Source organism: Georgenia sp. G2120, assembly GCF_055326485.1.
In genome coordinates this window covers 52665-78652 of the sequence record NZ_JBUZNL010000016.1, presented here as the reverse complement: position 1 = coordinate 78652, position 25988 = coordinate 52665, and the positions used below count along the sequence as shown (strand labels likewise).

Annotated in this window: 28 protein-coding genes and 2 tRNA genes; 17 read left to right on the top strand and 13 right to left on the bottom strand. The window is 72.8% G+C overall.

All coding sequences use genetic code 11. From position 1 onward, the window contains the following. Window positions 1-6: 6 nt before the first annotated feature. Window positions 7-1314 carry an ISL3 family transposase gene (locus tag ACZLMO_RS14960; RefSeq protein ID WP_425713489.1) on the bottom strand — a complete coding sequence of 436 codons (1308 nt, stop codon included), beginning with the start codon at window positions 1312-1314 and terminating at the stop codon, window positions 7-9. A gap of 274 nt (window positions 1315-1588) precedes the next feature. Between ACZLMO_RS14960 and ACZLMO_RS14955 the strand changes: the two genes are divergently transcribed. Next, window positions 1589-1870 carry a DUF1540 domain-containing protein gene (locus ACZLMO_RS14955; RefSeq protein ID WP_463654184.1) on the top strand — a complete coding sequence of 94 codons (282 nt, stop codon included), beginning with the start codon at window positions 1589-1591 and terminating at the stop codon, window positions 1868-1870. An 81-nt stretch (window positions 1871-1951) separates the two neighbouring features. Here ACZLMO_RS14955 and ACZLMO_RS14950 read toward each other — a convergent pair whose 3' ends face one another. Continuing rightward, the gene (locus tag ACZLMO_RS14950; protein WP_463654183.1) at window positions 1952-2302 is read right to left on the bottom strand and encodes a winged helix-turn-helix transcriptional regulator; all 351 of its coding nucleotides are present in this window, start codon (window positions 2300-2302) and stop codon (window positions 1952-1954) included. Window positions 2303-2435: 133 nt separating this feature from the next. Between ACZLMO_RS14950 and ACZLMO_RS14945 the strand changes: the two genes are divergently transcribed. Then, window positions 2436-3344 carry an NAD(P)-dependent oxidoreductase gene (locus ACZLMO_RS14945; protein ID WP_463654182.1) on the top strand — a complete coding sequence of 303 codons (909 nt, stop codon included), beginning with the start codon at window positions 2436-2438 and terminating at the stop codon, window positions 3342-3344. Continuing rightward, complete coding sequence (locus ACZLMO_RS14940; protein WP_463654181.1) at window positions 3341-4144, top strand: NAD(P)-dependent oxidoreductase; 804 nt, start codon at window positions 3341-3343, stop codon at window positions 4142-4144. The genes ACZLMO_RS14945 and ACZLMO_RS14940 overlap by 4 nt, the downstream gene beginning before the upstream one ends. A gap of 28 nt (window positions 4145-4172) precedes the next feature. On the opposite strand, the gene ACZLMO_RS14935 is transcribed toward ACZLMO_RS14940, so the two are convergent. Next, window positions 4173-4243 (bottom strand) — tRNA-Gly (locus tag ACZLMO_RS14935). Between the two features lie 213 nt (window positions 4244-4456). Here ACZLMO_RS14935 and ACZLMO_RS14930 point away from each other — a divergent pair. Further along, window positions 4457-4529, top strand: a tRNA-Pro gene (locus ACZLMO_RS14930). A 145-nt stretch (window positions 4530-4674) separates the two neighbouring features. Next, the gene (locus ACZLMO_RS14925) at window positions 4675-5184 is read left to right on the top strand and encodes a VOC family protein (protein ID WP_463654180.1); all 510 of its coding nucleotides are present in this window, start codon (window positions 4675-4677) and stop codon (window positions 5182-5184) included. Window positions 5185-5235: 51 nt separating this feature from the next. Here ACZLMO_RS14925 and ACZLMO_RS14920 read toward each other — a convergent pair whose 3' ends face one another. From ACZLMO_RS14920 to rpmF, 3 genes are all read right to left on the bottom strand, one after another. Beyond that, complete coding sequence (locus ACZLMO_RS14920) at window positions 5236-8016, bottom strand: serine/threonine-protein kinase (protein ID WP_463654179.1); 2781 nt, start codon at window positions 8014-8016, stop codon at window positions 5236-5238. Between the two features lie 171 nt (window positions 8017-8187). Next, on the bottom strand, window positions 8188-9519 hold the full coding sequence (manA, locus tag ACZLMO_RS14915) for a mannose-6-phosphate isomerase, class I (protein WP_463654178.1): 1332 nt from the start codon (window positions 9517-9519) through the stop codon (window positions 8188-8190). Window positions 9520-9865: 346 nt separating this feature from the next. After that, on the bottom strand, window positions 9866-10033 hold the full coding sequence (gene rpmF / locus ACZLMO_RS14910) for a 50S ribosomal protein L32 (protein WP_425714902.1): 168 nt from the start codon (window positions 10031-10033) through the stop codon (window positions 9866-9868). A 185-nt stretch (window positions 10034-10218) separates the two neighbouring features. On the opposite strand from rpmF, the gene ACZLMO_RS14905 reads away from it, so the two are divergent. The 11 genes from ACZLMO_RS14905 (at window position 10219) to ACZLMO_RS14855 (ending at window position 19356) form a co-directional block, all read left to right on the top strand. Beyond that, window positions 10219-11409 (top strand): ATP-binding protein, encoded by a 1191-nt coding sequence (locus ACZLMO_RS14905; protein ID WP_463654177.1) that lies wholly within the window; start codon window positions 10219-10221, stop codon window positions 11407-11409. Then, entirely contained in the window at window positions 11406-11897 is a 492-nt protein-coding gene (locus ACZLMO_RS14900; RefSeq protein ID WP_425714904.1) for a response regulator, read from the top strand. Before ACZLMO_RS14905 ends, ACZLMO_RS14900 begins: the two co-directional genes overlap by 4 nt. After that, the gene (locus tag ACZLMO_RS14895) at window positions 11894-12667 is read left to right on the top strand and encodes an IMPACT family protein (protein WP_463654176.1); all 774 of its coding nucleotides are present in this window, start codon (window positions 11894-11896) and stop codon (window positions 12665-12667) included. Before ACZLMO_RS14900 ends, ACZLMO_RS14895 begins: the two co-directional genes overlap by 4 nt. Before the next feature lie 85 nt (window positions 12668-12752). Then, complete coding sequence (locus ACZLMO_RS14890) at window positions 12753-13106, top strand: GntR family transcriptional regulator (RefSeq protein WP_463654175.1); 354 nt, start codon at window positions 12753-12755, stop codon at window positions 13104-13106. After that, window positions 13103-14239: a DUF1648 domain-containing protein gene (locus ACZLMO_RS14885; protein ID WP_463654174.1), complete on the top strand. Its 1137-nt coding sequence runs from the start codon at window positions 13103-13105 to the stop codon at window positions 14237-14239. The genes ACZLMO_RS14890 and ACZLMO_RS14885 overlap by 4 nt, the downstream gene beginning before the upstream one ends. Window positions 14240-14608: 369 nt before the next feature. Then, complete coding sequence (gene cysK, locus ACZLMO_RS14880) at window positions 14609-15544, top strand: cysteine synthase A (protein ID WP_425714908.1); 936 nt, start codon at window positions 14609-14611, stop codon at window positions 15542-15544. A gap of 16 nt (window positions 15545-15560) precedes the next feature. Beyond that, entirely contained in the window at window positions 15561-16142 is a 582-nt protein-coding gene (epsC, locus tag ACZLMO_RS14875) for a serine O-acetyltransferase EpsC (RefSeq protein WP_425714910.1), read from the top strand. A 148-nt stretch (window positions 16143-16290) separates the two neighbouring features. Continuing rightward, entirely contained in the window at window positions 16291-17133 is an 843-nt protein-coding gene (locus ACZLMO_RS14870; RefSeq protein ID WP_425715059.1) for a GntR family transcriptional regulator, read from the top strand. Beyond that, complete coding sequence (locus tag ACZLMO_RS14865; protein ID WP_425714911.1) at window positions 17130-17576, top strand: PTS sugar transporter subunit IIA; 447 nt, start codon at window positions 17130-17132, stop codon at window positions 17574-17576. Before ACZLMO_RS14870 ends, ACZLMO_RS14865 begins: the two co-directional genes overlap by 4 nt. 54 nt (window positions 17577-17630) lie before the next feature. Further along, complete coding sequence (locus ACZLMO_RS14860) at window positions 17631-17921, top strand: PTS sugar transporter subunit IIB (RefSeq protein WP_463654173.1); 291 nt, start codon at window positions 17631-17633, stop codon at window positions 17919-17921. A gap of 43 nt (window positions 17922-17964) precedes the next feature. Further along, the gene (locus ACZLMO_RS14855; RefSeq protein WP_425714912.1) at window positions 17965-19356 is read left to right on the top strand and encodes a PTS ascorbate transporter subunit IIC; all 1392 of its coding nucleotides are present in this window, start codon (window positions 17965-17967) and stop codon (window positions 19354-19356) included. A gap of 67 nt (window positions 19357-19423) precedes the next feature. Here the strand turns inward: ACZLMO_RS14855 and ptsP are convergent, their stop codons facing one another. The 4 genes from ptsP to ACZLMO_RS14835 form a co-directional block, all read right to left on the bottom strand. Next, window positions 19424-21133, bottom strand: a complete 1710-nt coding sequence (ptsP, locus tag ACZLMO_RS14850; protein WP_463654172.1) for a phosphoenolpyruvate--protein phosphotransferase — start codon at window positions 21131-21133, stop codon at window positions 19424-19426. Next, window positions 21133-21399 carry an HPr family phosphocarrier protein gene (locus ACZLMO_RS14845; protein WP_425714914.1) on the bottom strand — a complete coding sequence of 89 codons (267 nt, stop codon included), beginning with the start codon at window positions 21397-21399 and terminating at the stop codon, window positions 21133-21135. Before ACZLMO_RS14845 ends, ptsP begins: the two co-directional genes overlap by 1 nt. Before the next feature lie 174 nt (window positions 21400-21573). Further along, window positions 21574-22650, bottom strand: a complete 1077-nt coding sequence (locus ACZLMO_RS14840) for an Fpg/Nei family DNA glycosylase (RefSeq protein WP_425714915.1) — start codon at window positions 22648-22650, stop codon at window positions 21574-21576. Next, window positions 22643-23011, bottom strand: a complete 369-nt coding sequence (locus tag ACZLMO_RS14835; RefSeq protein WP_425714916.1) for an MGMT family protein — start codon at window positions 23009-23011, stop codon at window positions 22643-22645. Before ACZLMO_RS14835 ends, ACZLMO_RS14840 begins: the two co-directional genes overlap by 8 nt. A 21-nt stretch (window positions 23012-23032) precedes the next feature. Between ACZLMO_RS14835 and ACZLMO_RS14830 the strand changes: the two genes are divergently transcribed. Next, entirely contained in the window at window positions 23033-23737 is a 705-nt protein-coding gene (locus ACZLMO_RS14830; protein ID WP_425714917.1) for a hypothetical protein, read from the top strand. 43 nt (window positions 23738-23780) lie between these two features. On the opposite strand, the gene ACZLMO_RS14825 is transcribed toward ACZLMO_RS14830, so the two are convergent. Genes ACZLMO_RS14825 through ACZLMO_RS14815 form a run of 3 tightly spaced genes read right to left on the bottom strand, consistent with a single transcriptional unit; the run spans window position 23781 to window position 25948 of the window. Continuing rightward, complete coding sequence (locus ACZLMO_RS14825; RefSeq protein ID WP_425714918.1) at window positions 23781-24692, bottom strand: alpha/beta fold hydrolase; 912 nt, start codon at window positions 24690-24692, stop codon at window positions 23781-23783. A gap of 3 nt (window positions 24693-24695) precedes the next feature. Next, complete coding sequence (locus tag ACZLMO_RS14820) at window positions 24696-25475, bottom strand: hypothetical protein (RefSeq protein WP_425714919.1); 780 nt, start codon at window positions 25473-25475, stop codon at window positions 24696-24698. Window positions 25476-25504: 29 nt separating this feature from the next. Beyond that, window positions 25505-25948 carry a ribose-5-phosphate isomerase gene (locus ACZLMO_RS14815; protein ID WP_425714920.1) on the bottom strand — a complete coding sequence of 148 codons (444 nt, stop codon included), beginning with the start codon at window positions 25946-25948 and terminating at the stop codon, window positions 25505-25507. Window positions 25949-25988 lie beyond the last annotated feature (40 nt).

Genomic DNA, 25988 nt, shown 5'->3' with positions numbered 1-25988 from the left:
GGCTCTTCACATTCGAGGGTGTAGTTGGGGTCGGAATCCGCCCGTCTCGAGTAGTGATCGGGCGATGTAATTGGTCAGGTTGCGGAAGCCGAGGGCCGAGCCGCGCAGGTGCTCGAGCCTGCCGTTCATGGCCTCGGTGGGGCCGTTGGACGTGCCGGGCCGGTCGAAGTAGGCGAGCACGTCGGCGGCGCGGCGCTTCAGGGTCCTGCCCAGCTTGCGCAGCTCGGTCAGGGCGGCTGGCACGGTGGAGCTGACGGAGGCGATGAGCTGGGCCATGAGCTGGCGACCATGTGCGCGGTCGGGGACGCGGTAGGCGGCGATCATGCGCTGGTAGACGGCCCAGGCGGCCTCGACCGCTACGTGGGTGTCGCCGTCGAACAGGCCCTCCAGGCGCTGGGACTGCTTCTCGGTGAGCAGGTCGGCGCCGGTGTGCAGGGTCCGGCGGGCGGCGTAGAGCGGATCGCCCTTGCGGCCCCGGTGCCCGCAGGTGTCCTGCTGGACACGGCGCCGGCAGTCATCGAGCGCGTCGCCAGCGAGGCGGACCACGTGAAAAGGATCCATGATGGCGACCGCGTCGGGCAGCTCTTCGGCGGCGGCGGTCTTGAACCCGGTGAAGCCGTCCATCGCGACGATCTCGACCCCGTCGCGCCAGTCCTGCGGCCGGCCCGCGAGCCACTGCTTGAAGGCGTGTTTCGAGCGGCCCTCGACCATGTCCAGCAGCCGGGACGGGCCGGTCCCCTCGCGAACAGCGGTGAGGTCGATGATCACGGTCACGAACCTGTCGCCGCGGCGGGTGTGGCGCCAGACATGCTCGTCGACACCGATGGCGCTGACGCCGTCGAACCGGGTCGGATCATCGATGAGGACGCGGCGTCCTTCGGTCAGGACCGCGGCGTTGGCGGTGTTCCACGAGACCCCCAGCCCCTCGGCGACACGAGCGACACTCAAGTGCTGGCACACGATCCCTTCCAGCGCCCACCGCAACCCGCGGCGGGAGAGCCGAGCGCGCGGCTCGGCCGCGGCGGTCGTGTCCTGACGCCACACGTGCCCGCAGCCCGTGCACCGGTACCGACGCACCCTCACCTCCAGCGTCGTGGGACGCCACCCCAAAGGCTCGTGAGCGAGCTCGCGCGTGACGGTGTCCCGCGCGACGCCCTCGCACCCGCACCGCCGGCACCAGCTGTCCGGTTCGACGACCCTGCAGGCCAGGACCGCCCGACCAGGCTCGATGCGCTGGCCGACGACCTCCAAGCCGAGCTCGTCCAGACGAGCGAACGTGGTCAGATCAGGGCGGGCGAAGGTAGCGTCAGGCACGTCGAGGTCTTCCCGGTGGGTGGCGTGAGAACCCCCATCATCGGAAGACCTCGACCCCTATCTGGACGCTGACACGCCGGCACCTCGCTCACCACCGCGCCAGGCCGTCTACACCCTCAATCCGGAAGAGCCACAAAACGCCACCGAAATAGAAATGCATTTCGGTCCGCATTGAAGGGTAAGGCATGCATTGCCTTTCTGGACGCATTCCTCCATTGGTTCTACATTCTTTTCATCCGGCGCGACCAGCGCGCCTCGACGTCAGGAGGACACCATGTCCGTGCTCGAGATGCCGCGCGTGAGCGAGTGCTCCATCGACGGCTGCTCCTACAACCACGACGGCTGCACCGCATTCGCCGTCACCGTCGGCCAGGACGCGCAGTGCGCCACGTTCCTGCCGCTCAACGTCAAGGGCGGCCTCGACAAGGTCGTCGCCCAGGTCGGCGCCTGCCAGCGCACGTCCTGCCTGCACAACGAGAACCTCGAGTGCACGGCCGACTTCATCCGCGTCGGCGGCACCGAGGCCGACTGCCTGTCCTACGAGGCCCGCGCCTGACACCCAGGCAGCTCACTCCGACGTCCCCGTCCCGCTCGTCCGGGCCGGGGACGTCGTCGTTCCCGTCACCGACACCGACGGCTACGCATCGGCAGCCTCGCGCACGGCCGTGATCCGGTCCATGTGCCGCTCGCCCCACTCACCGAGCGAGCTCATCGCGGCGTCCAGCGACACGCCGAGCTCCGTGAGGGAATACTCCACCCTCGGCGGAACCTCCCGAAAGACCTCGCGGTGCACGATGCCGTCGGCCTCGAGCTCGCGCAGCTGCTGGGTCAGCATCTTCTCCGTCACCCCAGGGACGAGGCGACGCACCTCGCCGAAGCGTTTCGTCCCGTCGTTCAGCGCCCACAGGATGAGCCCCTTCCACTTGCCGCCGACGACGTCGAGCGCAGCGTCGATGCCGCACGAGTAGGGCCGAGCCTGTCTCCGCACGAGTGCTCCTCACTTACCTCGAGGTCAGTACCTGACATAGAAGTGGGTACTTGTCGAACGTATCGCAGCCGGGTGACCGTGGACAGGCCGCGCGACCGCGGCGGTCCCGTCGCCCTCGGGGACCTTCGACTCGATGACAGGACAGACCATGACCTCTCCCCACTCATCCGCGACGGTGGTCGGACTCGGACCGATGGGCCAAGCCATCGCGCATACCCTCCTGCGCCACGGCATCGCCGTCACCGTCCTCAACCGGACGGCGTCCCGTGCGGACGAGCTCGTCGCGGCCGGCGCACGACGGGCGGACGATGCGGCCGACGCACTCGGATCCGCCGACCTCGTCATCGTCAGCCTCACCCACTACCGGGCGATGTACGACCTGCTCGGTCCGGCGACGGACGGCCTCGCCGGACGCACGATCGTCAACCTCAGCTCGGACGTGCCGCGCGAGGCCGACCGCGCCGCCGAATGGGCGGCCCGGCACGGAGCGACGTTCCTCGCCGGCGGCCTCATGGTGCCCGCCACCGTTGTCGGTGAGGAAGGGGCTTACGCCTTCTACGGCGGGCCGAGAGAGGAGCTCGACCGCCACTCCGGGGTGCTCGGCCTGCTCGCCAGGGCGGAGTACGTCGGCCCGGGGCCGTCGCTCGCACTCCTGTGGTACCAGGCGCTGCTGGACATCTTCATGAATGCGCTGGCGAGCGTTCAGCACGCCGCGGCGCTCGTGGGGTCGGCAGGTGTCCCCGCGCGCGAGTTCCTCCCCTACGCGGTCCGGATGCTCGCCGAGATGCCGTCCTTCCTCACAGGCACGGCCGAAGAGATCGACGATCGTTCGTACCCGGACCTCGGCGCGAGCCTGGCGATGATGTCCGAGGGCATCGACCACATCACGGTCGCGAGTGAGGACGCCGGGATCGACGCCGGGCTTCCGGCCGCCGTCCGCTCCCTCTACCGACGCGCGATGGATCTCGGGCACGCCAAGGATGGCGCGTCGAGCATCCACGAGGCGATCCTCGCCCCGCAGGTCACGGAGGGAGCCGCATGAACGTCAGCGTGCTCGGGCTCGGCGCGATGGGCCGCGCCCTGGCCGCACAGCTGCTCACCGACGGTCACGCCGTCACCGTGTGGAACCGCAGCCCGGGCAAGGCGGCCGGGCTCGCCGAGGCGGGTGCGACGATCGCCCCCACGGTCGCGAGCGCCGTGCGCGCCTCCCCGCTGGTCGTGGTCTGCCTGCTGGACGACGCGGCCGTCCGCGAGCAGCTCGAGCCGGTGGTCGACGCGCTCGAGGGCTCGGTCGTCGTCAACGTGACGACGACGACCCCCGTCGAGGCGCGCGAGCTCGACCGGTGGGCGGTCCGTCACGGGGTCGACGTCGTCGACGGGGGCGTGCTCGCGATCCCCGACATGATCGGCGATCCGGAGGCCCTCGTGCTCTACAGCGGTGCCGCGGCAACCGTCGAGCGATTTCGACCGGTGCTCGATGTCTGGGGGCGGTCGAGCTACCTCGGACCCGATCCCGGTGCCGCCTCGTTGTACGACACGGCGATCCTCGGCGCCATGTACGCCATGTTCGCCGGGTTCGAGGCCGGGGGGCGGCTGGTGCGCGACGACGGCCGGCCGGCTGTCGAGCTCGCCGAGCTGGCCACTCCCTTCCTCCAGGCCATGGCGACCGGGCTCGCGGATCAGGCGCGGGAACTCGACTCTCCGGGCAGCGTCGAGCCCACCCAGAGCGCGGAGTTCACCGGGGCGGCCATCGACCTCATCAATCGGTCGCTCGCCGAAGCCGGGCAGTCGACCGAGCTCCTGGCAGCCGCGCGGCCCCTGCTGACCGGACAGAGCCGTTGACCGTGCCCCGTCGGGCCGAAGAGCTCGGAGCGAGTGACGGGAATCGAACCCGCGTAATCTGCTTGGAAGGCAGAGGCTCTACCATTGAGCTACACTCGCGCGCCCTCGACAGTGGCCAGGGGCAGCGCCCAGGTTAGCAAGGCGGATCGCCTGCGCCGAAGTCGGCACCCGGGTGAGTGATCGGTCTCTCCTGCCCGCGTCGGGAGCCGCCGTCGCCGGACTCCCGCCGTACCCTGAGCGGGCGATCGTCGTCCGGACCGAGCACTCGGTGCACCGGAGGAACGGTCCTCGTCGCCGGGAGACCGGGGCGAACGGGGTGTGGCGCAGGTGGTAGCGCGTCCGCTTTGGGAGCGGAAGGCCGTGGGTTCAAGTCCCGCCACCCCGACCGATGTGATGTCCCAGGACATCGTGGACGGTTGAACCCCCGGTGACGGGGGTCCAGCCGGTCCGGTCGCCCGCGCGACGTCGCGGTGGGTGATCTCCGAAACTCCCTTGACCTTGACGCTGGGTGAGCCTTCAAGGTGGTCCGCATGAGCGCCTACTACGACGCCTTCGAGCACAGTCCCGTCCCCGAGCCCGGGCCCGACGCCGTCGCGCCTGACATCTTCCGCGGCATCTACGGCATGCCCATGTTCGTCACGGTCCCCACGACCGACATCGACGTGTCCGCCGACTTCTGGCAGCGCGCGCTGGGCTTCGTCGACCTCTTCTCGATCCCGGGCCGGATGGTCCACCTGCGCCGCTGGGCGTTCCAGGACGTCCTGCTCGTCGCCACCGACGAGGAAGCCCCGGCGCCCCCGGCGTCGAGCGTGACCTTCGCTGCCGTGCTCGACCAGGTCGACGGGATCGCCGAGGCGTGCGAGGAGCTGCGGCCGGGCTCGGCGCGGGGACCGCGCCACACGCCGTGGAACACGGTCGACGTCGAGGTCGTCACCCCGGAGAACGCCCGCGTCCTCATGTCGGCGGCCAAGCCCTACGACCCCGAGAGCCGTGAGGCGAAGGACCTCGCGGACGTCGGCATCACCGGCCCGGAGGCGTGAGCGGCTCACGCCCCTCGAGGAGCGCGCCGCCGGGGCCCACGCCCCGACCGGTCAGAAGGGCGAGGGTCTCCACCAGCTGCTCTGCAGTTCCTCCGAGCCGGTGCCGTCGCCGTACACGGCGACGACCATGGCCGAGCGTTCGGCGTCATAGAAGGTCGTGTAGAGCTCACCCGGGTCGGTGACCTCTGGCGGCGTGCGGAACAGGACGCCGTCCTCCTCCCCCGTGATGTACCCCCAGACCGTCCGCTCCCAGCCGAGGTTGTCGTCGCCGTTCGAGGTGAACTCGTCGCGCTCGATGCTGCTCTCGAACTCGAGCACCGAGTACTCGATGCCGTCCGACTGGGTGCAGGTCATCGCCGCCACGAGGCCCGCGGGCACGTCATCCATGTGGCCGGAGACGCCGTTCTCGCAGGTGGCGGAGTTGAAGCCCTGGCCACCCGCCTGCGAGGCGACAAGGTCGGGGAACGTGGCCGGGATCGAGGACTCCGTGCCCCATGCGTCGGCGAGCTCCTCCGCGCCCTGGGGCTCCTCCCCTCCCCCGCGGGTCAGCAGCCAGATGACGCCACCCACCACGATGAGCCCGACGACGACGATCGCGCCGAGCACCGCCGGGTGCAGGCCTCGGCGCTTCGTCCCCTTGGCGGCGCTGCCGTACTGGCTCTGACCGCCGTACTGGCCGCTGCCACCGTACGGTCCGGGGCCGGCGGCCGATGCGGGCGAGCCGGCGAACGGTGCCGGGCCACCCGTGGACGCCGGCGACCCCGCGAACGGCGCGACACCGCCCGGACCGCCGAGGCCCACGGGTCGCCCGGGAGCTGCTGAGCCGCCGGGACCGGACGGGCCGGCAGCCGACGCGGGAGAGCCGGCGAACGGAGCGGGTCCGCCGGTGCCGCCCGGTCCACCCGGACGGCCGGCTGCGCCGGTCGCCGCGGCGCCGCCCTGCGGCGGGACGGCGTGGTTGCCGGTCGCGCCGGAGACGGCCGACGGGCTCGAGCCGCCGGGACCACCGGGGCTCTGCTGAGGCTGCGGGCCAGGGCCGCCAGGACCACCGGGGGCCTGCTGGGTCTGCGGGCCCGAGCCGCCGGGTCCGGGTACCGCGTGGGAGCCCGTCGCACCGGACGCGGCCGAGACGGGTGAGCCGGCGCCCGGACCGGCCGTGCCCGTGGCACCCGAGGCGGGACCTGCCGCCACCGGAGCAGCCGCGCCCGGGACACCGTGACTTCCCGTGGCGCCGGACATCGCGGACGGGGAGCTGCCGGGCGCTCCGGGACGTCCGGGCACAACCGGACCCCCGGGGGCCCCTGGGCCACCGGGCCCGCCGCCGGGCCGACCAGGGACGGGACCGCCACCGGGGCCGCCGGCCTGCTCGGACACGGGGATCGCCCCTGTGGGCTGCCACTGCTGCAGGCGGGCGAGCCGCTGGCTGATCCCGTCGAGGACGACGGGGTGCCGGGCCCCCTTGAACTCGTACGCGACCGTCCAGGTGCGGCCACCGCTGCCCACGGTGATCTCCTCGAGGTGGTCGCCCGGGATCACGCGCTCGAGCGGGAGACGCGGTGGGAGGTCGAAGAACTGGGACTCGCGCAGCAGCTGCTCGATCGCGCCGCGGTCCTGGGGCGAGACCTGGCGCGTGTCGACCGGCCCTACCTGGAGCGACTGCGTGCCCGGGCCGAAGAACCGGCGGACCATCAGCGTGAACGGCGGGCGCGGGCCGGTCTGGGACTCACTCGGGTACTGGCCGCCGCCGGGCGTCCGGCCCGGCGCCGCCTGGGCACCCGCGCCGGGGGTGGCGGTTCGTCCGGTGCCCGTCCGTTCGCCGGGTCCGGCCACGCGCCGGCCGGTCGGCGGGCCCGCCGTGTGCAGGCCGCTCGCACCACCCGACGCCGACGATCCGGCGCCCGCAGATGCAGCACCGGATCCCGCACCACCCTCAGACCCACCGGCCTCGGAGCTCTCGCCCGCGCCACCTGCCTGCGACTCGCGCAGGGCCTTGTAGGCGGCGCGACCGAGCGCGCGGCACGTGTCGTACCGTTCGGCCGGGTCCTTGGCCATCGCCTTGGCGATGACGGCGTCGAACGCGGTCCCCAGCCCCGGCACGGACTCCGAGGGCTTGGGAGGCGGGAGCGTGAGGTGCGCGTTCATCTTGTTGAACGGCGTGTCCGCGGGGAACGGGATGCTGCCGGTGAGGAGCTCGTAGAGCACGCAGCCCAGCGCATAGACGTCCACCTTGTGCGACAGGTGGTGCGCCTCGATCTGCTCCGGGGCGGCGTAGGCGAGGGTCGCGAGCAGGTTGCCGGTGCCCGTGAGGTTGTCCCCGTCGTCGACGGTCTTGGCGATGCCGAAGTCGGTGAGGAGGACCTGCTCGGGCTCGTCCTCGTCGTCCGGGTCGAGCGGCGGCGCGAGCAGGATGTTGGCGGGCTTGACGTCCCGGTGGAGCAGCCCGTTGCGGTGGGCGAAGTCGAGGCCGGCGGCGACCTCGTGGACGATGTGGACGGCGCGCGCCGGCTCCAGCCCGCCCTCGACCGCCTTGACCTCGGCCGCGGCGTCCGTGCCCTCGACGTACTGCATGGCGATCCACAGCTGGCCCTCGTGCTCGCCGCGGTCGTAGACCGCCACGACGTTGCGGTGGAAGATCTGCGCCGCCAGGTCCGCCTCGCGCTCGAACCGCGTGCGGAAGGCCTCGTCCTTCGCGAGCGAGGTGCTGAGCATCTTGAGGGCGTCCTGCCGCGGCAGCCGCGGGTGCTTCGCGAGATACACCGACCCCATGCCGCCCCGACCGAGCTCGCGCACGATCGTGTAGCCGGCGAACTGCTGGCCGGGCTCGTGATCCACCGATGGACTCCGCTCTGACGACTGGGCGCGCGAAACTGACGCGAACATACCTTCGCAACACGCTATCGCCGTCGGCACCCCGAGGTGCGGCTAGTTCTCCCCGGGGGCCGCGTGTCGCGGGCAGGCCTGGTCGGTGCCGGACACGCGATCGACCCCGTCCAGCCGGGTCGGTCAGGGCACGTCGGCCTGGACGAGCCGCCCCCGCCCGGTCACCGTCACCGGCCCGAGGTCGCCCGCCACGAACACGGCCTGACCGCGGCGCAGCGTGGCGGCGAGCCCGTCGACGGTCACGGTGACCTCGCCGTCGAGCGCGAGCAGGATCCGCGGCCCGCGGCCGGGCACGAGGGACTCGGCCACGCCCTCGGCCTCGAGCGTGACGACGGCGAGCTCGAAGTCGTCGACGGGCGCGTAGTAGACGCCCACGCTCTCGCTCACGGTCTCGGGCGCGATCCGCACCGGCGGCGCCGCCACGTACTCGAGCGCCTCGAGAACCTCCCCGACGGCGACGTGCTTGGTGGTCAGCCCCGCGCGCAGGACGTTGTCCGAGGAGGCCATGATCTCGACCGCGAACCCGGACAGGTAGGCGTGGACGGCGCCGGCGGGCACGAACATCGCCTCGCCGGGGTGCAGGGTGACGGGGTTGAGCAGGAGGGCGACGACGACGCCCGGGTCCCCCGGGTGCTCCCCCGCGAGCTGCCCGACGATGCGGTCCATCCGCGGCGACGGCGAGGACCCGTCAGCGAGGCGGCGCGCGCACGCGGCCGCCACCTCGCCGACCTCCGCCGCGCTCGGCCGGGTCTCCTCGCGCAGCAGCCGCTCGACCACGGAGCGCACACCGTCCGCCGACGGCGCCGCCCGCAGCGCCTCCTCGAGCTCGGCGGTCAGCGGCGTCCCGAGCCCGGCGAGCACCTCGATCGCGCGGCGCGGGGCCCGGAACCCGCACACGGCCTCGAACCGGGTGAGCGCGTAGACCATCTCCGGCTTGTGGTTGGGGTCCCGGTAGCTCCGGGCGTAGTCGCCTCGCGGGATGCCGGCGGCCTCCTCCTCGGCGAACCGGCGCCGGGCCCGCTCGAGGTCGGGGTGGACCTGGAGGGAGAGGGCGCGGTCGGGCGCGATGAGCTTGAGCAGGTAGGGCAGGTGCTCCCCGTACCGGGTGACGACGTCGGCGCCGAGCGTGCGGGACGGGTCGGCCGCGATGTGGTCACCGAGGGATCTCGGTTCGACGCCGTTGGTGCGCCGTTCGCCGTCAGGCGGGTCGATGGTGTCGTCGGGAGCGCCGCCGTTGGTGCGCCGTTCGCCGTCGGGCATGGGGACGGGGGTCGTTCCCGCGGGGCGACACGGTCGGGTCCGGGCCTGGGCCTCGGGGTGCGCTCCGAACCAGAGCTCGGCGACGGGCCCGCCCGCCGGCTCGACACCGAGGAGCTCGGGGATGCGGATCGCGGATCCCCATGCGTAGTCCCGCGGCGCTCCCTCGATGCGCACCAGGCCCTGGACGGCGGACATGCTCACTCCGTTTCGATCGTGCCCGCGCTGGTCGGCGGGACCCGCCATTCTCACCGGACGCGGCCGCAGCGGTCGAGCGCGCAGCGGGTAGTTGTCCCGATCCCCGGGGACGTCGAGTGGGCGGGGGTGGTCGTCGACGGGAGGAGGTGGCGCCGCCCGAGTGTCGGCCGCCCGGTCCCCGGACGTGGGCGCGGCGCCTCGCGAGTGTGCGGGTGCGAGGTGACGGCCGCACGAGGTGGTGGCGGTGAGTAGCCGGGGACCACCGGGCGGCCGGGCGCCACGACCGGCCCGTGGAACGACGACGGCCCCGCACCCTGACGGGTACGGGGCCGTGCGTGAAGATCAGTCAGTCAGCCTCGACGAGGCCCTTCTGGTAGGCCTTCGCCAGACGACGGGGGACCTTGATCTCGCGACCCTTGACGCGGACGGTGACGAGCTCGGTGAGCTCGGCCTTCCACTGGGACCGGCGAGAGCGGGTGTTGCTGCGGGACATCTTGCGCTTGGGAACTGCCATGGCCCTGCCGCTCCTTTCTCGGGTGGACGATCAACGACCCCCAAGGATGCCAGAGCGCGACGCCCAGGGGCCAACCTGCACAGCCTACGCGTCGTGTGAGATCCCTCGCCAGGACCTCGGGCGCGCGACGCGTCACACCTGCCGCCTAGGATCGAGCTGCAGCCGAGCCCGAGGAGAGGACCGCCGTGCCGAGCCCGTCACCGCACGACGACGAGGCCACCCGCGCGTCCGCCGCCCTGCTCGGCGACCTGACCGCAGGGATCGCGCACGAGCTGACCAACCCGGTCGCGGCGATGGCCAGCGCCCTCGACCACCTTGCCGACGATCTCGACGACCTGCTCGACTCGCTCGTCGACGAGTCCGGCGGAGGCTCGGACACGACCGACTCGACCGACTCCCCCGACGACGACACCCGGGCCGCCACCTCCCCTGCCGCCGACCTGCGCGGACGGATCGAGGACGCACGGCGCCGCATCGCCCACACGCGCAACCGCCCCCTGCGCGCGAGCGCAGACGACCGTGCGCTGCGCCGCTCCCTCGCGGCCGAGGTCGGGGACGACGTGCTCGCGCGCCGGCTGCTCTCCGCCGGCGTGGAGGACCCGGCAGAGGCCTCGCGGCTCGCGGGCGACGAGTCGGCGATCGCGCGCGCCACGCACGCCACCGCCGTCGGCGACGCGCTGCGGCACCTCGACGGCGGTACCCGCCAGGTCGCGGCGCTCGTCGCGAGCATCCGCGCCCACGTCCAGGCCGACTCCCCCGCGCAGGGGGACGCCGCGGCGTCGGGCGGCCCCGCCGGCCCCGACGCTCCGGCGGCACCGGGCGAGGACGCGTCGACGTCGTCCGCGGACCCCGGGGCACCGGGCGGCGGCGGCCCTGGCGGCGACCCCACCGCGTCCGTCGTCGTCGCGGACTCGTTGCGCTCCGCCCTCACCCTCACCGAGCACCGCCGCCGCGGCATCGCCACCGAGGTCACGCTCGCCGACGTCCCACCTGTGCGCGCCGAGCCCGGCCGTCTCGACCAGGTCTGGACCAACGTCCTCGTCAACGCGGCCGACGCCATGGGCGGGCACGGCACCCTGTCGATCGACGTGTCGGCGACGGATGACGGGAACGTGCGCGTCGTCGTCGGGAACGACGGGCCGCCGATCCCGGCCGGCGACCTCGAACGGATCTTCACGCGGCGGTTCACCACCCGGTCCGGCGGCAGCGGCGGTGGACTGGGGCTGGGGCTTGCGCTGTCGCGTGACATCGTCGAGCACGCCGGGGGGACGATGACGGCTCGCTCGCGCGAGGGACTGACGGAGATGATCGTGGAGCTGCCGCCCGGTCCGGGCGCACAGGTGGCGGACGGGACCGCCGGGAGGGAGACGAGATGAGGCTGACCATCGTCGTGCTGGAGGACGACCCCGGGGTGCGGGCCGCCGTCGTGCGTGACCTCGAACCGTTCGCGGCGACGGTGCGCATCGAGGAGGCCGACACGGTCGACGACGCGTGGGAGATCGTCGACGAGGTGATGGCGGACGAGGACATCCCCGCGATGCTGCTCGTCGACCACGGGCTGCCCGGCCGCAACGGCGTCGACATGCTCGTCGAGGCATGGGTCGACCCGCGCACGTCCGACTCGCGCAAGATCCTGCTCACCGCCGAGGCCGAGCAGGCGGACACGATCCGGGCGGTCAACGAGGGCGGGCTCGACCACTACATCGGCAAGCCCTGGGACCCCGATGCCCTGCGCGCGACGGTCCGCAAGCAGCTGACGGACTTCGTCCTCACCACGAGAACCCCGGCCGACGCCCATGTCGCGGCCCTGGAGGCCGACCGGGTCGCCCACCTGCTCGGGCGTGAGGAGCAGGCCGCCGAGTGACCGCCGGTGCGTCCGGGTCCGGGGCCGGAGGTCTCGGCGTCGGGTCCGGGGGTGTCGGCGTCGGGGCCGGGGGCTTCGGCGCCGGGTCCGGGACCTTCTCCCCCGACGACGACGCACCCCCCGTCGCGCTCCGCCCCGCGCGCGGCGCCCGGGCCGAGTTCGAGCTCGTCGAGAAGCGGTCGCGGTTCCTCGCGCTCGCCGCACGGGCCGACGACGAGGACGCCGCCCGCTCCCTCCTGGCCGACGCGCGGGCCGCGCACCCGCAGGCCCGGCACCACTGCTCGGCATGGATCCTGCCCGCTGAGGACGGCGGGCCCACGGTCGCGCACAGCTCCGACGACGGCGAACCCTCGGGGACCGCGGGCCGACCGATGCTCGACCGGCTCGACGGGGCGGGCCTCGAGGCGGTGGCCGTCGTCGTCGTGCGGTACTTCGGCGGGACGCTGCTGGGGACCGGCGGGCTCGTGCGTGCGTACGGCGACGCCGTCGGTGGGGCGCTCGAGGCACTGCCCCGGGTCGGCGTGCGGGTGCTCACGCGGTGCACGGTGACGGCCGACCACGCGGTCGGGCCGCGGCTCGAGGCGGAGCTGCGGTCGTCGGGGTCGTCGATGACGTCGGTCCTGGACGTGCGGTGGAACGCGGAAGGTGTCGAGCTGGACGTGGCGACGGACGAACCGGGGGCGCTCGCGGCGCGGGCGGCAGAGCTGTCCGGCGGGACGGCCCGGGTGGTCGTCGCAGGACCGCACGAGGTCGAGCTGCCCCACGGATGAGGGGATCTCGCCCCGCGAGTGCGGGGACCCACGGCATTACCCTGGACGGCTTGTTCTAGTTCTCATAGAACTATAGAGTGAACCCATGCAGGTCGTCATCGACACCGCCTCGGCGGAACCGCTCTTCGAACAGGTGGTCGCCCAGATCCGGGGCGCCGTCCTGGCCGGCGAGGTCCGTCCGGGCGAGAAGCTGCCGTCGGCGAAGGACCTCGCCGCCGGGCTCGACGTCAACCAGCACACCGTGCTGCACGCCTACCAGGCGCTGCGCGACGAGGGCTTCATCGAGCTCCGCCGCGGTCGTGGCGCCACGGTCCGCGCCGACCACCCCTACCCGGACGCCAAGCTGCTGCGCGCGATCGAGACCGTGCGCCGGGCGGCCGCGGACTCCGGCGTCCCCCTCAACACCGTCATCCACCTCCTCAAGGAGCCGCAGTCATGACCAGCGCCGACACCACAGCACGCAGCACCGGTCGCGGCCCGGTCCCCCACCGCGGACGTCGGCTCCTGCTCGGGGTCGCCCTCCCGCTCCTCGTCACGGCGGCCGCGTGGATCTACATCGCCGCGGTCGCGGGCGATCTGCCGAGCCAGGTGGCGGTGCACTGGGGCACGGACGGCCCGGACCGCTGGAGCTCGCGCACCGAGCTGCTGCTCGTCCCGGCCATCCTGTGCGCGGTCAGCCTGGCGATCACGTGCCCGCTCGCGGCCCTGACCGGCCGGCAGTCGATGACGCGGCGGATGACGGTCGGCCTCTCGGCAGGACTGGCCACGATGTTCGCGGGGATCGCCGTCGCCACGGTGCAGGTCAACCTCACCGACCCGCCCGGCGAGCCGCTCGCCGGCATCCTCATGGCGTCCGTCGCGGGCCTCGTCGTCGGCATCGCCGCGGCCGCCGGCGCCGGGGACGACCCGGTCGTCCGCGCGACCGAGCCCGTGCCCGCGGACGCCGAGCGTGCCGACCTCGGGCCGACCCAGCGCGCGGTGTGGGCGCAGGGAACCGGCGTACCGACGGGCGCGCTCGTCGCCCTCGTCCTCGCCATGGCCGCGATCGGAGTCCTCATGGGCGTGCTCGGCAGCTGGCTGTGGGGCGCCGTCTTCGCCATCGCGCTCATCGCCCTCGAGCTGGCCTTCCTCCGGTTCCACGTGCGGGTCGACGCGGACGGCCTCGTCGCTCGCTCGATGCTCGGCATGACCGTGCTCCGGGCGCGGGCCGACGAGGTGGTGCGGGCCGACGTCGTGCAGGTCGAGCCGTTCGCCGAGTTCGGCGGCTGGGGGCTGCGGACCGATGCCCACGGTCGCGTCGGGCTCGTCACGCGCAGGGGCGAGGCGATCCGGGTCGAGCGATCGGGCGGACGCATCCAGCTCGTGACGATCGACGACGCCGGGCGCGGCGCCGCCCTGCTCAACACGATGGCGGAGCGCGCGCGGCCGGTCTCCCGGCTCGAGGACACCGAGCTCGGCGACGCCGCTCCCCGTCCGCAGGCCCGCGACGCGATCGAGCCGCACGGGCCGGCGGCGGGTGGCCGGAAGGCTGCAGCGGACGGCGGGAGCGACGCCGGCGTCGTGGGTGACTGACGCGCCCACATCCCGGACGCGCGTGGGACTGGTGCCGACCGGCCCCACCGATCAGGCACCATGGACGGTGGCCACCGGCTAAGGTGGTTGAGAGTTCAAACGTTCATGGCCGACGACGGCCCCGGCAGGGAGGTGACGCGTGCGCGACGACCTGGTGTCCCTCGTGCCTCCGCCGCACTTCGCGTTCTGCACCGACGGCGGCTGTCGCTAGGGAGTCGGGCCCGCACGAGCCGTCAGGCCTCCCGACCCCCGCCCCGCCGCACCCGGCCCCCACCGCCCGAGCCCCGCTCCGGCGTCGACGGGTGCGGCCGCGCCCCCGAGGCGCTCCCGACCAGTACGCCCGTTGACCCCACCAACCGGAGGACCCTCATGGCCCAGATCTTCGACGACGTCACCCAGGCCGTCGGCCGCACCCCGCTCGTCCGTCTCAACCGCGTGACCGACGGCGCCGGCGCGACCGTCCTCGCCAAGCTCGAGCACTTCAACCCCGCGAACTCGGTCAAGGACCGCATCGGAGTGGCGATCATCGACGCCGCCGAGGCGTCCGGCGAGCTGACCGAGGGCGGCACCGTGGTCGAGGCGACGTCCGGCAACACCGGCATCGCCCTCGCGATGGTCGGCGCGGCCCGCGGCTACACGGTCGTCCTCACGATGCCCGAGACGATGTCGAAGGAGCGCCGCGCCCTTCTGCGGGCCTTCGGCGCCGAGCTCATCCTCACGCCCGGGCCCGACGGCATGCGCGGAGCGGTCGAGGCCGCCGAGAAGGTCGCCGCCGAGCGCCCCGGTGCGGTGCTCGCCCGCCAGTTCGCCAACCAGGCCAACGTCGAGGTCCACCGCGCCACGACCGGCCCGGAGGTCTGGAACGACACGGACGGCGCGGTCGACGTGTTCGTGTCCGGCATCGGCACCGGCGGCACGATCACCGGCGCCGGCGGCTACCTCAAGCAGCAGAAGCCGGAGCTCCACCTCGTGGCCGTCGAGCCCGAGGAGTCGCCCATCCTCACCGGCGGCAAGCCCGGCCCGCACAAGATCCAGGGCCTCGGCGCGAACTTCGTGCCCGAGATCCTCGACACCGAGCTCTACGACGAGGTCGTCGACATCAACATCGACGCCGCCCTGACCTACGCGCGCCGCGCTGCCACCGAGGAGGGCCTCCTCGTCGGCATCTCCTCGGGCGCCGCGATCGCCGCCGCGGTCCAGGTCGCCAAGCGGCCCGAGCTCGCGGGCAAGACCATCGTCGTCGTCCTCCCGGACCTCGGCGAGCGCTACCAGTCGACCGCGCTCTTCGAGGGCCTGGTCGACTGACGTGCATGATTCCGGTGTGCCCTTCTGGGTCCTCCTGCGCGAGGACCTCGAGGCGGCCCAGCACGGCGACCCCGCCGCGCGGTCGAAGGTCGAGGTCGCCCTCGCGTACCCGGGCGTCCACGCCCTGTGGGCGCACCGGGTGGCTCACCGGCTCTGGCACGCCGACGGCTCGCGCGGGCGGCTCCGGCTGCCCGCGCGGCTCCTCTCGCAGGCGGCGCGCGCGCTGACCGGCATCGAGATCCACCCGGGCGCCGTCATCGGCCGCCGGATGTTTATCGACCACGGCATGGGCGTGGTCATCGGGGAGACCGCCGAGGTGGGTGAGGACGTGGTGATCTTCCACGGCACCACGCTCGGCGGAGTCTCGATGTCCAAGGGCAAGCGGCACCCCACCGTGGGCGACCGCGTGACGATCGGCGCCGGCGCCAAGGTGCTCGGGCCGGTCACCCTCGGGGCCGACGCGCGCGTGGGCGCCAACGCCGTGGTGGTCAAGGATGTCGGCGCCGGACGATCCGCCGTCGGCGTGCCGGCCAAGGAGCTGGCTCCGAAGCCGCCGGCCGAGGAGGCCCGCTGGATGGACCCGGCGATCTACATCTGAGCCGGCGCGCTCGACCACCGAGCGCTTCCATTCGAGGGCCGAGGAGCACGCGCTTCTCGGCCCTCGACGTTGGTGGGAAGCCCATCAAGTTGTCATGATGATTGACGAACGCTCCCGCAACTTGTCATAATGTTTCTCCCCAGTCGTCATGATGTGCAGCGAGGCGCAGATGTCATCCACCACCAGCACTCCTCCGGAAGCGGTCCGTGTCAACGGGCGCCGGGGAAAGTGGGGAGCGGTTCGCGACGACCTCATGCGCCGGTTCGGTCCGGCTCCGGCGGATACCCCATTGCCGAGCGAGGCCCTGCTGTGCGAGGAGTACGGCGTATCGCGGATCACGGTCCGACGAGCGCTCGACGAGCTCGACCGCGACGGCATCGTCCGGCGAGAGCAGGGCCGCGGGACCTTCACCACGGGACGACGGCGGAGCGCCGGCCCGCGCACCGAGGTCTTCGACCTCACGGGCTTCTTCCATCAGATGGCGGCTGAGGGACGGCGGGTGACGTCCCGCGTTCTCACGCAGGGTGTCTTCGCACCAGCCGCCGACGTCGCCCTCGAGCTCGGGGTGCACCCGACCGCGCCGGTCGTCCGGCTCGACCGCCTCCGCTCCGTCGACGGCACCGTGGATCATTTGAGCCGCGTGTGGCTCTCCCACGACGCCTACCCCGCCGTCGCGACGACCGACTTTCACGAGATCTCGCTGTACGACTTCCTTCGCGAGACCTACGGTCTCCAGCTCGTCGAGGACCGCGTGAGTGTGTCGATGGTCCGCCCCACGGGCGACGTCGCTGCGCTGCTGGACGCACCTGCCGGTTCGCTCCGACTGCACACCTCCTCCACGGCGTACGCGCCCGACCACAGGCCGATCGTGCACGGTCGGACGACATTCGCCTCGGCGGACGCGACCGCGAGCTTCACCGTGGTCACGTCCGGATCACCACTCCGAGACCCCGCCACGGCGGGGCTGCCGTCCACGACCCGAGGAGCATGATGTTGTCCACTCTGCTGACCGACGATCGGATCACCTTCGCCGACACCCTCGGCTGGGAGGAGGCGATCCGTCGCGCCGCCGCTCCGCTCGTCGCCGACGGGTCGGTCGATACGGGCTACGTCGATCAGATCGTCACCAACGTGAACGAACCCGGCGGTACCTACATGGATCTCGGCTTCGGGATCACGCTTGCGCACGCTCGTCCCGAGGCAGGAGTCAACCGCACGTCGGTGGCGCTCCTCCTGCTCGCACGCCCCACCGAGCTCGCCGACTCACCCGACCACCCGGTTCGCGCCGTCGTGGTCCTGGGAGCGACCGACAGTTCCAGCCACCAGGACACGCTCGCCGACATCGCCGCCATGCTCACCGACGAGGAGCGGCGCGGTGCACTCCTGTCCTCCACGACCCACGCCCAGGTCCGCGCCGTCGTCGACGCGGCCTGAACCCGGCGTCACGACCACGCCGCTCAGCGGCACACCACCACTCAAGGAGTACTCGTGAAGTTCATGGCAATGTGCAGCTCCGGACTCGGCTCGTCCCTCATGGTCCGGATGAACATCGAGAAGGCGCTGAAGACGATCGGGGCTGACGGCGTCGAGGTCGAGCACGCCGACCTCGGATCCGCCTCCAACGCCGACGCCGACGTGTTCTTCGTCGGCAAGGACCTGGAGAACTCGGTCGCCCACTTCGACGACGTCGTCGTCCTCGACTCGATCATCGACCAGAACGAGCTGGTCGAGAAGGTCCGCACCACGGCTGAGCGCCTCGGGATCCCCCACACGAGCTGAATCTTCGCCGCACCGCCGCGGCCCACACAGGAAGCAGACCCGCATGAACTCGTTCCTGAACGTCCTCGTCGACGTCTTCAGTCAACCCGCGATCCTCGTCGCCCTGATCGCGCTGCTCGGCCTCGCCCTGCAGCGCAAGAGCGGCTCGGACGTCATGAAGGGCACGATCCGCACGTTCGTGGGGTTCCTCGTGCTCTCTGCCGGCGCCGGTGTCGTCGTCACCGCGCTCGACCCGTTCGGCGCCATGTTCTCCGAGGTGTTCGGCGTCCAAGGTGTCGTGCCGAACAACGAGGCGATCGTCGGCCCCGTGCTCGTCGACTACGGCACCACAGCCGCACTCATCTTCTTCTTCGGGATGATCCTCAACGTCCTGTTCGCGCGTCTGACGCAGTTCAAGTACATCTACCTGTCCGGACACGTCGCGCTCTACCAGTCCGCGATGATTGCGGTTCTCCTCATCACGGCAGGGATGTCTCAGTGGGAAGCCATCCTCTGGGGCTCGATCGCCGAAGCACTGATCGTGACGATCTCTCCGGCGCTCGTGCAACCGTTCATGCGCAAGGTGACGGGCAATGACGACATCGCGCTCGGCCACACGGGTGGCGTCGGCATCGCCCTGTCCGGCCTTGTCGCCAAGGTGACGAAGGGCGACCCCGAGAACTCGACCGAGAAGGTCAACGTGCCGAAGTCACTGGGCTTCGTCCGGGACAGCACGGTGATCGTTGCTCTGTCGATGGGGCTGATCTTCCTCGTCGTGGCGCTGATCGCCGGACCGGCGTACGTCTCGACGGAGATCTCGGACGGTCAGAACTATGTGGTCTGGGCACTCATGGCAGCCGGACAGTTCGCCGCCGGCGTGTTCATCATCCTCGCCGGTGTCCGGGTGATCCTCGCCGAGATCGTGCCTGCCTTCAAGGGCATCTCCGAGAAGCTCGTCCCGAATGCCAAGCCTGCGCTCGACGTGCCCGTGACATTCCCGTTCGCGCCCAACGCGGTGATGATCGGGTTCCTGTCCTCGCTCATCGCCGGAATCATCGGCATGGCCATCATGGGCTTCGCAGGAACCGCGGTCATCATCCCGGGCATCATCGCCCACTTCATGACCGGCGGCGCAGCCGGAGTCATCGGAAACGCACAGGGCGGCCGCCGCGGTGCCGTACTCGGCGCGTTTGCCAACGGCGCGCTCATCACGGTCATCCCGCTTGCACTTCTCGACATGCTCGGCGAGTTCGGGTCGGCAGCCGCGACGTTCGGCGACTCCGACTACGGGTTCGGTCTGTTCATCGGCTGGCTCGACCAGCTCGGGGGCACGTGGGCGATCGTCGCGGGCATCCTGCTGGGGGTCGTCCTCATGTTCGTCGCCAGTGCCCTCGTGGGTCGGCGACGCCGTGCGACCGCTGCGAGAGAGTCAGCTTCGGTCGACGCCGACGCCTGATCGGACCCTGGCGAACACACGACAAGCCGGGCCGGACACGACAAACGCCTACGGCGCCGTCGTCCACTCAGACCGCGAGCACCTCCCGTGCCTCCGGTCGCAGGAGATGGACGACGGCGTCGCGCGCCCCCGCCGCGTCGGCGGCCGCGAGCGCGGCCTGCGCCATCGCTTCGCACTCGGCCAGCGTATGCGAGCGCAGGGCGTGCCGGACCGCCGGCAGCGCACCAGCCGACATCGACAAGCTCGTCACGCCCATGCCGGTCAGGGCGAGCGCCATGAGGGGGTCCCCGGCGGACTCGCCACACACGCCCACAGGCTTCCGGGCGGACACCCCGGCCGCCGCCGTGCGCGCGACGAGCTCGAGCACCGCCGGCTGCCACCGGTCGAGGAGGTCGGCGAGCCCGCCGAGCAGCCGGTCCGACGCCATCGTGTACTGGGCCAGGTCGTTCGTGCCGAGCGAGGCGAAGTCGACGTCGGCGAGGACGCCGTCCGCGCGCAGCGCCACGGCCGGGACCTCGACCATGACGCCGAGCCCCACGCCGTCGGTGAGCCCGGCCTCGCGGGCGGTCGCGACGAACTCCGCCGCCTCGCCGGCCGTGGAGATCATCGGCGCCATCACCCAGAGCTCGGCGGCGTCGGCACCGGCCTGGCCCCTCGCGCTCGCGAGCGCGCGCAGCTGGTCGCGGACGATCTCCGGTATCGTGCGCACGAGCCGGTAGCCCCGTACGCCGAGCGCGGGATTGTCCTCGTCCGCCTGGTTGGCGAAGGCGAGCGGCTTGTCGGCGCCGGCGTCGAGGGTCCGGACGACAACCTTCCGTCCGGCGAACGCCCGCAGCACGGCCGCGTACGTCTCGGCCTGAGCCTGGACGGCCGGCGCCTCGGTGGCGTCGAGGAAGAGCACCTCGGTGCGGAAGAGCCCGACGCCCTCGGCAGCGGTCGCGGCCGCGCGCTCGGCGTCGGCGACCGTGCCGATGTTGGCGAGCAGCTGGACGGCGTGCCCGTCGGCGGTCGCCCCGGGTTCCCGGTCGGCCTCGAGCGCGTCCAGCGCGGCCGAGCGGCGGTCGAGCTCGCCCCGAAGTTCGTCGTCGGGATCGAGAACGACACGGCCGTGCGCGGCGTCGACGGCGACGATCTCCCCGTCCGCGAGCCCCGTCGCGCCGGCGGCCCGGACCACGCACGGCAGGCCGAGCTGGCCCGCGATGATCGCCGTGTGGGAGGTGGGCCCGCCCTCCTCGGTGACGATGCCGAGGACGAGGTCGAGGTCGAGCGCCGAGGTGTCGGCGGGCGAGAGGTCCCGCGCGACGACGACCGCCGGCTCCTGCAGGTCGAGTCCCGGCTCCGGCTGTCCGGTCAGGCGCGCGACCACCCGGTCGCCGACCGAACGCAGGTCGGTGACGCGCTCGGCCATGTAGCCGCCGATGGACTCGAACGTGGTGGCGAATTCCTCTACCGCGTCGTGGACGGCGTGCGCGCGGCCGGTGCCGGCGCGCACGAGCTCGGCGGCGCGGGCGGAGAGCGCGGGGTCACCCGCCATGAGCGCGGCCGCACCGAGCACCTCGCCGAGGGTGGTGCCCTCCGCGGCAGCGGACCGTGCCGTGAGGTCCTCCTGGACGGCGGCGAGCGCCGCCTCGATCTCGGCGACCGCCGCCTCCGGGTCCGCCGGCGCGGGCTCGTCGGCAGGCAGCTCGGGCCCGCCCCGGACCTGCCGCACGGGGCCGACGACGCCGCGTCGGCCCACCCCGATGCCGTCCAGTACGCCCTCGGTCGTCGCGTCCATCAGTTGTCCTGCGGGTTCTCGAGGCGCGTCGCCAGCGAATCGACGGCCTCGTCGGCACCCTCGCCCTCCGCCGCCAGAACCACGGTGTCACCCTGCTTCACGCCGAGGGACATGACGGAGAGGATCGAGCTCGCGGATACCGGGGCGCCGTCCACCTTCGAGATGGTCACCTCCGCACCGGACGCCGTCGCCGCCGCGACGAACTCCTGAGCGGGACGGGCGTGCAGCCCGTGCTCGGAGGCGACGATCACTGAGCGCTGGGGCATGGTGACTCCTTCCGCATGGCCGGTGCCAGGGTCGGCATCGACGGTGGCGCCCAGGATAGAGGCGACGACAGGTCTCGTGGTGCCTCGGTGGCGCCCTGGGGGACAGCTGGTCGCATGCCCGAACCGAGGAGCCTCCGCCGCGTCGGCGGTGGCCACCGGCGGCCGCCTCCCCGTCTACGCCGCCCGCGCGCGCGAGCGCAGCAGACGCTGACACTTCCCGCACCAGAACACGGTGCGGCCCGCCATGTCGTCGATCGATACGGCCTGCCCGCACACGTGGCAGGCGCGCCCCGCACGCCGGTAGACGTACCAGCGGAAGTCGGCCTCCTCGTCGGTGGCGCGCTCGGCGGCCCGCGCCCACGAGTCCGGCCGCGGCGCGCGGCGGTCCTCCGGGCGGGTCGTGACGATGACGCCGTGCTCGACCCCGTCGGCCAGCAGCCCCGCGACGTCGTCCCACATCGCCCGCAGCCGCGCCACGCTCACGGCCCGCCCCTCGGTTCGGGGGTGGATGCGCGCACGGTAGAGCGCCTCGGCCCGGTAGATGTTGCCGACCCCCGCGATGACCGACTGGTCCATGAGCAGCTCGCCGATGCCGCGGCGGGTACGGCGCACGGCGGCCACGAAGCGGTCGGGGTCGGCGTCGGGGCGCAGCGGGTCGGGCCCGAGCCGCTCGTGCACCGCGTCCTTCTGACCCTCGTCGATGAGGTCGCAGCGCGCCGGGCCCGTGAGGTCCGCGACCACCCCGTCGGTGAGGAGCCGCAGCCGGACGGTCGGGCGCGGCTCGGGCACCACGAGCTCGGCATAGCCGTGGTCCTCGGTGTCCATGGGATCGGAGGGCACGACGTCGACGGCCAGGCTGTCGTCCCCGCCGGTGTCGACGACGCCACCCGGCGTCGTCCCCCGCCCCGCCCCGGGCGAGACGGCACCGGTCCCGTCGCTCGCCGGGCCACCCTCCGCGGGCCGGCGCGGCGCCCCGATCGCGTGCGGGGCGAACCCGTTCGCGGTGACGAACGACCACGCGCCGTAGAGGCCGAGGTGGACGTGGACGAACCGCGGCTCCCCGCCCGTGGGCGGCTCGAGCTCGACGAACAGGTGCTTGCCGTGCGCGCCGGTGCCTGTCACGCGCCACCCGTCGATCGCCTCGGCGCCGGCGGCGAACCGCCCCTGCGGGGAGGACGCGCGCACCACCGCGCCGGTGAACAGCGAGTCGAGCATGGTCGCGAGGCGCCGGATCGAGTGACCCTCAGGCATGCCGGTCGGGTGCCTTCCACTCGGTCGGGGCGTCCCACAGCGCGCGGCGCAGGTCGATCATCGTCGGCACCAGCGGCTCGAGCGGCGTGCCCTCGTTCTCGTACCGCGCGCTCGCCTCGGCGCGGAGCTGGCGTGGGAGCGTCCCGTCTGCGCGGACCACCCGCCACCAGGGCACGCGGTATCCGTGGCGCGAGAGGACGGTGCCGACATAACGGGCGCTGCCCCGGCCGGTGACGTCGCGGACGGCCTCGGCCACGAGGCCGTAGGTGGTCGCGCGACCGGCGGGGACCTGCTGGGCGACCTCCAGCACGAGCTCGGCGAGCTCGGTCGTGGCGATCCCCACGGGCTGCGGTGCGGACATGCTCCTTATGATCTCAGCATCATGTCCTCCTCCACCCTCCCCACGCCCGCCTCCGCCGACGCGCACGGGGCTGGTTGCTCACACTGCGACGACTCCGTGCCCCACGAGCACATCGACGTCCGCGCCGAGCTCACCGCCGCCGCCCGCCGTTCACGCACCCGTTCCGCGCTCGTCTGCACGATCGCCGCCGTGCCCCTCGTCGTCGGGCTCGTCGGCACGTTCGTCACCGGGGACGGCGCGCGCGCCGGGCTCCTCGCGCTCGTCGTCGCCGTCGGATGGCTCATCGCGTCGGCGCTCGGCGTGCTCCTCGTCCGGCACCTCGGTCGCCGGTCCTCCCGGCTCGGCCTCGCGGCCGGAGCTGCCACGACGGCGGCACTCGGCCCCGTCATCGGGCTCGCCGGGGCGGCGCTCACCGGGGTGTCGCCGGTCGTGTGGACCACGCTGGTCGCGGGCGGCGCGTGGTGGGCGGCGTCGGCGATCGCCGACGCGCTCGCCACCGTGGCCTGGCGCCGCTCGCTGTTCGAGCCGGGTGACGCGGCGGAGGCCGCGCGCGTCCAGGCGATCGCCGGCCGGGACGAGGGGCTCGACCTGCCGCTCGCCTGGCTCGTCCAGGGTCCGGCGGTGGGTGTGGCGGCGATCTTGTCGGGGCCGCTCGCCGCAGCGGTGGTCCTCCTGGCCGCGCTCTGCGCCGCGCTCAGCGTGCGGGGCTCGGCCCGTCGCCGCTGAGGCGGTCAGGAGCGGTCGTCTGCCTCAGGTGGGCGGATGTCGATCATTCCCTGGACAAACCTTGTGACTGCACGAGATCGAGGATGACGCGCGCGGTCTCGTCGGGCGCCGTGACCATCGGCCAGTGGCCGGCGTCGATCTCCCGGTAGCGCCAGCCGGGGCTCTCGGCGGTGACGTGCGACGTCGGCGGGTCCGTCCGTAGGCAGCGCACGTAGCCGAGGTCGAACCCGGCGTCCGTCAGCTCGAGGTCGGCGGCCGGCTCGGCGTAGGTGCCCAGCGGCTGGCCGCTCACCCGCTCCGCCATCCATGCGTAGTCGTCGTCGGTGAGGCCGTGCCCGGGGAACAGGGCGTCGATCTCCTGGCGGGTGAACCAGGGCGTCGCGCCGTCGACGGCGAGCAGCGGCATGACCTCCGACGCGCCGGGTCCCTGTTGGTCGAACCACGAGCGGCCGGGCGTCGGCAGGACGGCGTCGATCATGACGACGCTGCGGACCGGTGTCGTGCGCGGGGCAGGAATCCCCTCACTCGTCGCGGGAGTCCGGGCCGAGATCCGCTCACTCGTCGCTGGTGGAGGCGTGCTCGCGCGCTGCCGGGCGAGGACGCCCGCGACGATGAAGGCCGCGAACGAGTGGGCCACGATCGTCACGCCCTCCGGGCCGGGCGGACCCTGAGCCGCACTCTCGACTCCCGGCGAGCCCAGATCCGGGCCCTCACCCGCACTCTCGGCACCTGAGGCGTCATCCGTTTCGACCGTCTCAAGGGCGGCGACGACGTCGTCGACCCAGGAGGTCAGCGTCACCTCGGCGGCCGGGGTCGGGTCGCCGTCGATGCCGCGCAGGCGCGGGGTGACCACCCGGTGGCCGGCCGCCTCGAGCAGCGGCGTCACGCGTTCCCAGATCCACCCGCCCAGGCCACTGCCGCCCAGGAGCACGAGCGGCGCGGGGCGGCCGTCCACGCGCTACTCCTCGATCGTCACAGAGTCGAGGATCGCCTCGAACAGGGGCTCGGCCGCCTCGAGCTCCTCGATGGGTGCCGTCAGCGTGAGCCCGGCCATCGCACCGTCCGCGAGCTCGAGCGGGTAGATCCGCTGGATCGCCGGAAAGCTGTAGGGCGTGAGGTCGACCTCGTAGGGCGTCACGGTCTGGCCGGCGACCTCGCGGGGCTCGATCTCGGTGAGCGCGTCGGCGGGGGCGCCGTCGGCTTCCACGAGCTCGAGGTAGCTGCGACCGTCCACGAACTCGGCGGTGTAGACGGTGAGCACCCCGGCCGGGTAGATCAGCGTCCCCGAGGAGCCGACCATCTCGATCTCGGCGCCCTCCGGCGGCGGCGCAAGCATGTCGGTGAGGTCCATCCACTCGGCGGGCCAGACCAGCGACACCGGGGCGATGCCGCCGGGCGTGCCCTCGCCGCTGGTCGCACCCGCGTCGGAGGCCGCCTCGTCCGCATCGGAGGCTGCCTCGTCCGCCCGGGAGGAGGCCTCAGCCTCGGCCTCGCCCTCGTCGGACGGAGCCGCGTCGGAGTCGGTCTCCGAACCGCCGTCGTCCTGGCCGGTGCCGTCGGAGCTCTCCGACTCAGCCGGCTCGGTCGTTGCCGGCGGCGCCTCGGTCGTGGCGGCGTCGGTGGTGTCGTCGTTGTCATCGCCCCCGCACGCGGCGAGGACCAGTGCGGTCGCGAGCGAGGCGCCCGCGAGCGCAGGGGCACGGCGCGGGGCGGCCGGGCGGTTCGTCGTCGTGCTCATGGACCTCATGCCGTTGCCCCTCTATCCGTTCACGACTCGAGCTCGGCCACCTGGTCGATGCGCCGCTGGTGGCGCGCCTCGCCCGAGAACGGCTCGGCGAGGAAGGCGTCGACGATCTCGAACGCCTCCTCCTGGGTGTGCATGCGGGCGCCGACGCCGACCACGTTGGCGTCGTTGTGCGCCCGGGTCAGGCGAGCGGTCTCGACCGACCAGGCCAGACCGGCGCGCACGCCGCGCACCTTGTTGGCGGCGATCTGCTCGCCGTTGCCGGACCCGCCGATGACGACCCCGAGCGAGCCGGGGTCAGCGACAACCGCCTCCCCGGCCTGGAAGCAGAAGCCGGGGTAGTCGTCCTCGGCGTCGTAGGTCTCGGCGCCGTGGTCGACGACCTCGTGACCGGCGGACGCGAGGTGGGCCGAGAGGGCGGACTTGAGCTCGAAGCCGGCGTGGTCGGCGGCGATGTGGACGCGCATGGCGCACAGTGTGGCACGCGGCATGCCACGCATACGCTGG

Bases quoted from the DNA above. Each gene is read 5' to 3' on its own strand.
- cysK (WP_425714908.1), top strand. From the start codon at position 14,609: ATGGCCCAGATCTTCGACGACGTCACCCAGGCCGTCGGCCGCACCCCG.
- ACZLMO_RS14940 (WP_463654181.1), top strand. From the start codon at position 3,341: ATGAACGTCAGCGTGCTCGGGCTCGGCGCGATGGGCCGCGCCCTGGCC.
- ACZLMO_RS14945 (WP_463654182.1), top strand. From the start codon at position 2,436: ATGACAGGACAGACCATGACCTCTCCCCACTCATCCGCGACGGTGGTC.
- ACZLMO_RS14870 (WP_425715059.1), top strand. From the start codon at position 16,291: ATGATGTGCAGCGAGGCGCAGATGTCATCCACCACCAGCACTCCTCCG.
- ptsP (WP_463654172.1), bottom strand. From the start codon at position 21,133: ATGGACGCGACGACCGAGGGCGTACTGGACGGCATCGGGGTGGGCCGA.
- rpmF (WP_425714902.1), bottom strand. From the start codon at position 10,033: ATGGCAGTTCCCAAGCGCAAGATGTCCCGCAGCAACACCCGCTCTCGC.
- manA (WP_463654178.1), bottom strand. From the start codon at position 9,519: ATGTCCGCCGTCCAGGGCCTGGTGCGCATCGAGGGAGCGCCGCGGGAC.
- ACZLMO_RS14840 (WP_425714915.1), bottom strand. From the start codon at position 22,650: ATGCCTGAGGGTCACTCGATCCGGCGCCTCGCGACCATGCTCGACTCG.
- ACZLMO_RS14885 (WP_463654174.1), top strand. From the start codon at position 13,103: ATGACCAGCGCCGACACCACAGCACGCAGCACCGGTCGCGGCCCGGTC.
- ACZLMO_RS14955 (WP_463654184.1), top strand. From the start codon at position 1,589: ATGTCCGTGCTCGAGATGCCGCGCGTGAGCGAGTGCTCCATCGACGGC.
- ACZLMO_RS14845 (WP_425714914.1), bottom strand. From the start codon at position 21,399: ATGCCCCAGCGCTCAGTGATCGTCGCCTCCGAGCACGGGCTGCACGCC.
- ACZLMO_RS14890 (WP_463654175.1), top strand. From the start codon at position 12,753: ATGCAGGTCGTCATCGACACCGCCTCGGCGGAACCGCTCTTCGAACAG.
- ACZLMO_RS14925 (WP_463654180.1), top strand. From the start codon at position 4,675: ATGAGCGCCTACTACGACGCCTTCGAGCACAGTCCCGTCCCCGAGCCC.
- ACZLMO_RS14835 (WP_425714916.1), bottom strand. From the start codon at position 23,011: ATGTCCGCACCGCAGCCCGTGGGGATCGCCACGACCGAGCTCGCCGAG.
- ACZLMO_RS14855 (WP_425714912.1), top strand. From the start codon at position 17,965: ATGAACTCGTTCCTGAACGTCCTCGTCGACGTCTTCAGTCAACCCGCG.
- ACZLMO_RS14830 (WP_425714917.1), top strand. From the start codon at position 23,033: ATGTCCTCCTCCACCCTCCCCACGCCCGCCTCCGCCGACGCGCACGGG.
- ACZLMO_RS14865 (WP_425714911.1), top strand. From the start codon at position 17,130: ATGATGTTGTCCACTCTGCTGACCGACGATCGGATCACCTTCGCCGAC.
- ACZLMO_RS14820 (WP_425714919.1), bottom strand. From the start codon at position 25,475: ATGAGCACGACGACGAACCGCCCGGCCGCCCCGCGCCGTGCCCCTGCG.
- ACZLMO_RS14900 (WP_425714904.1), top strand. From the start codon at position 11,406: ATGAGGCTGACCATCGTCGTGCTGGAGGACGACCCCGGGGTGCGGGCC.
- ACZLMO_RS14815 (WP_425714920.1), bottom strand. From the start codon at position 25,948: ATGCGCGTCCACATCGCCGCCGACCACGCCGGCTTCGAGCTCAAGTCC.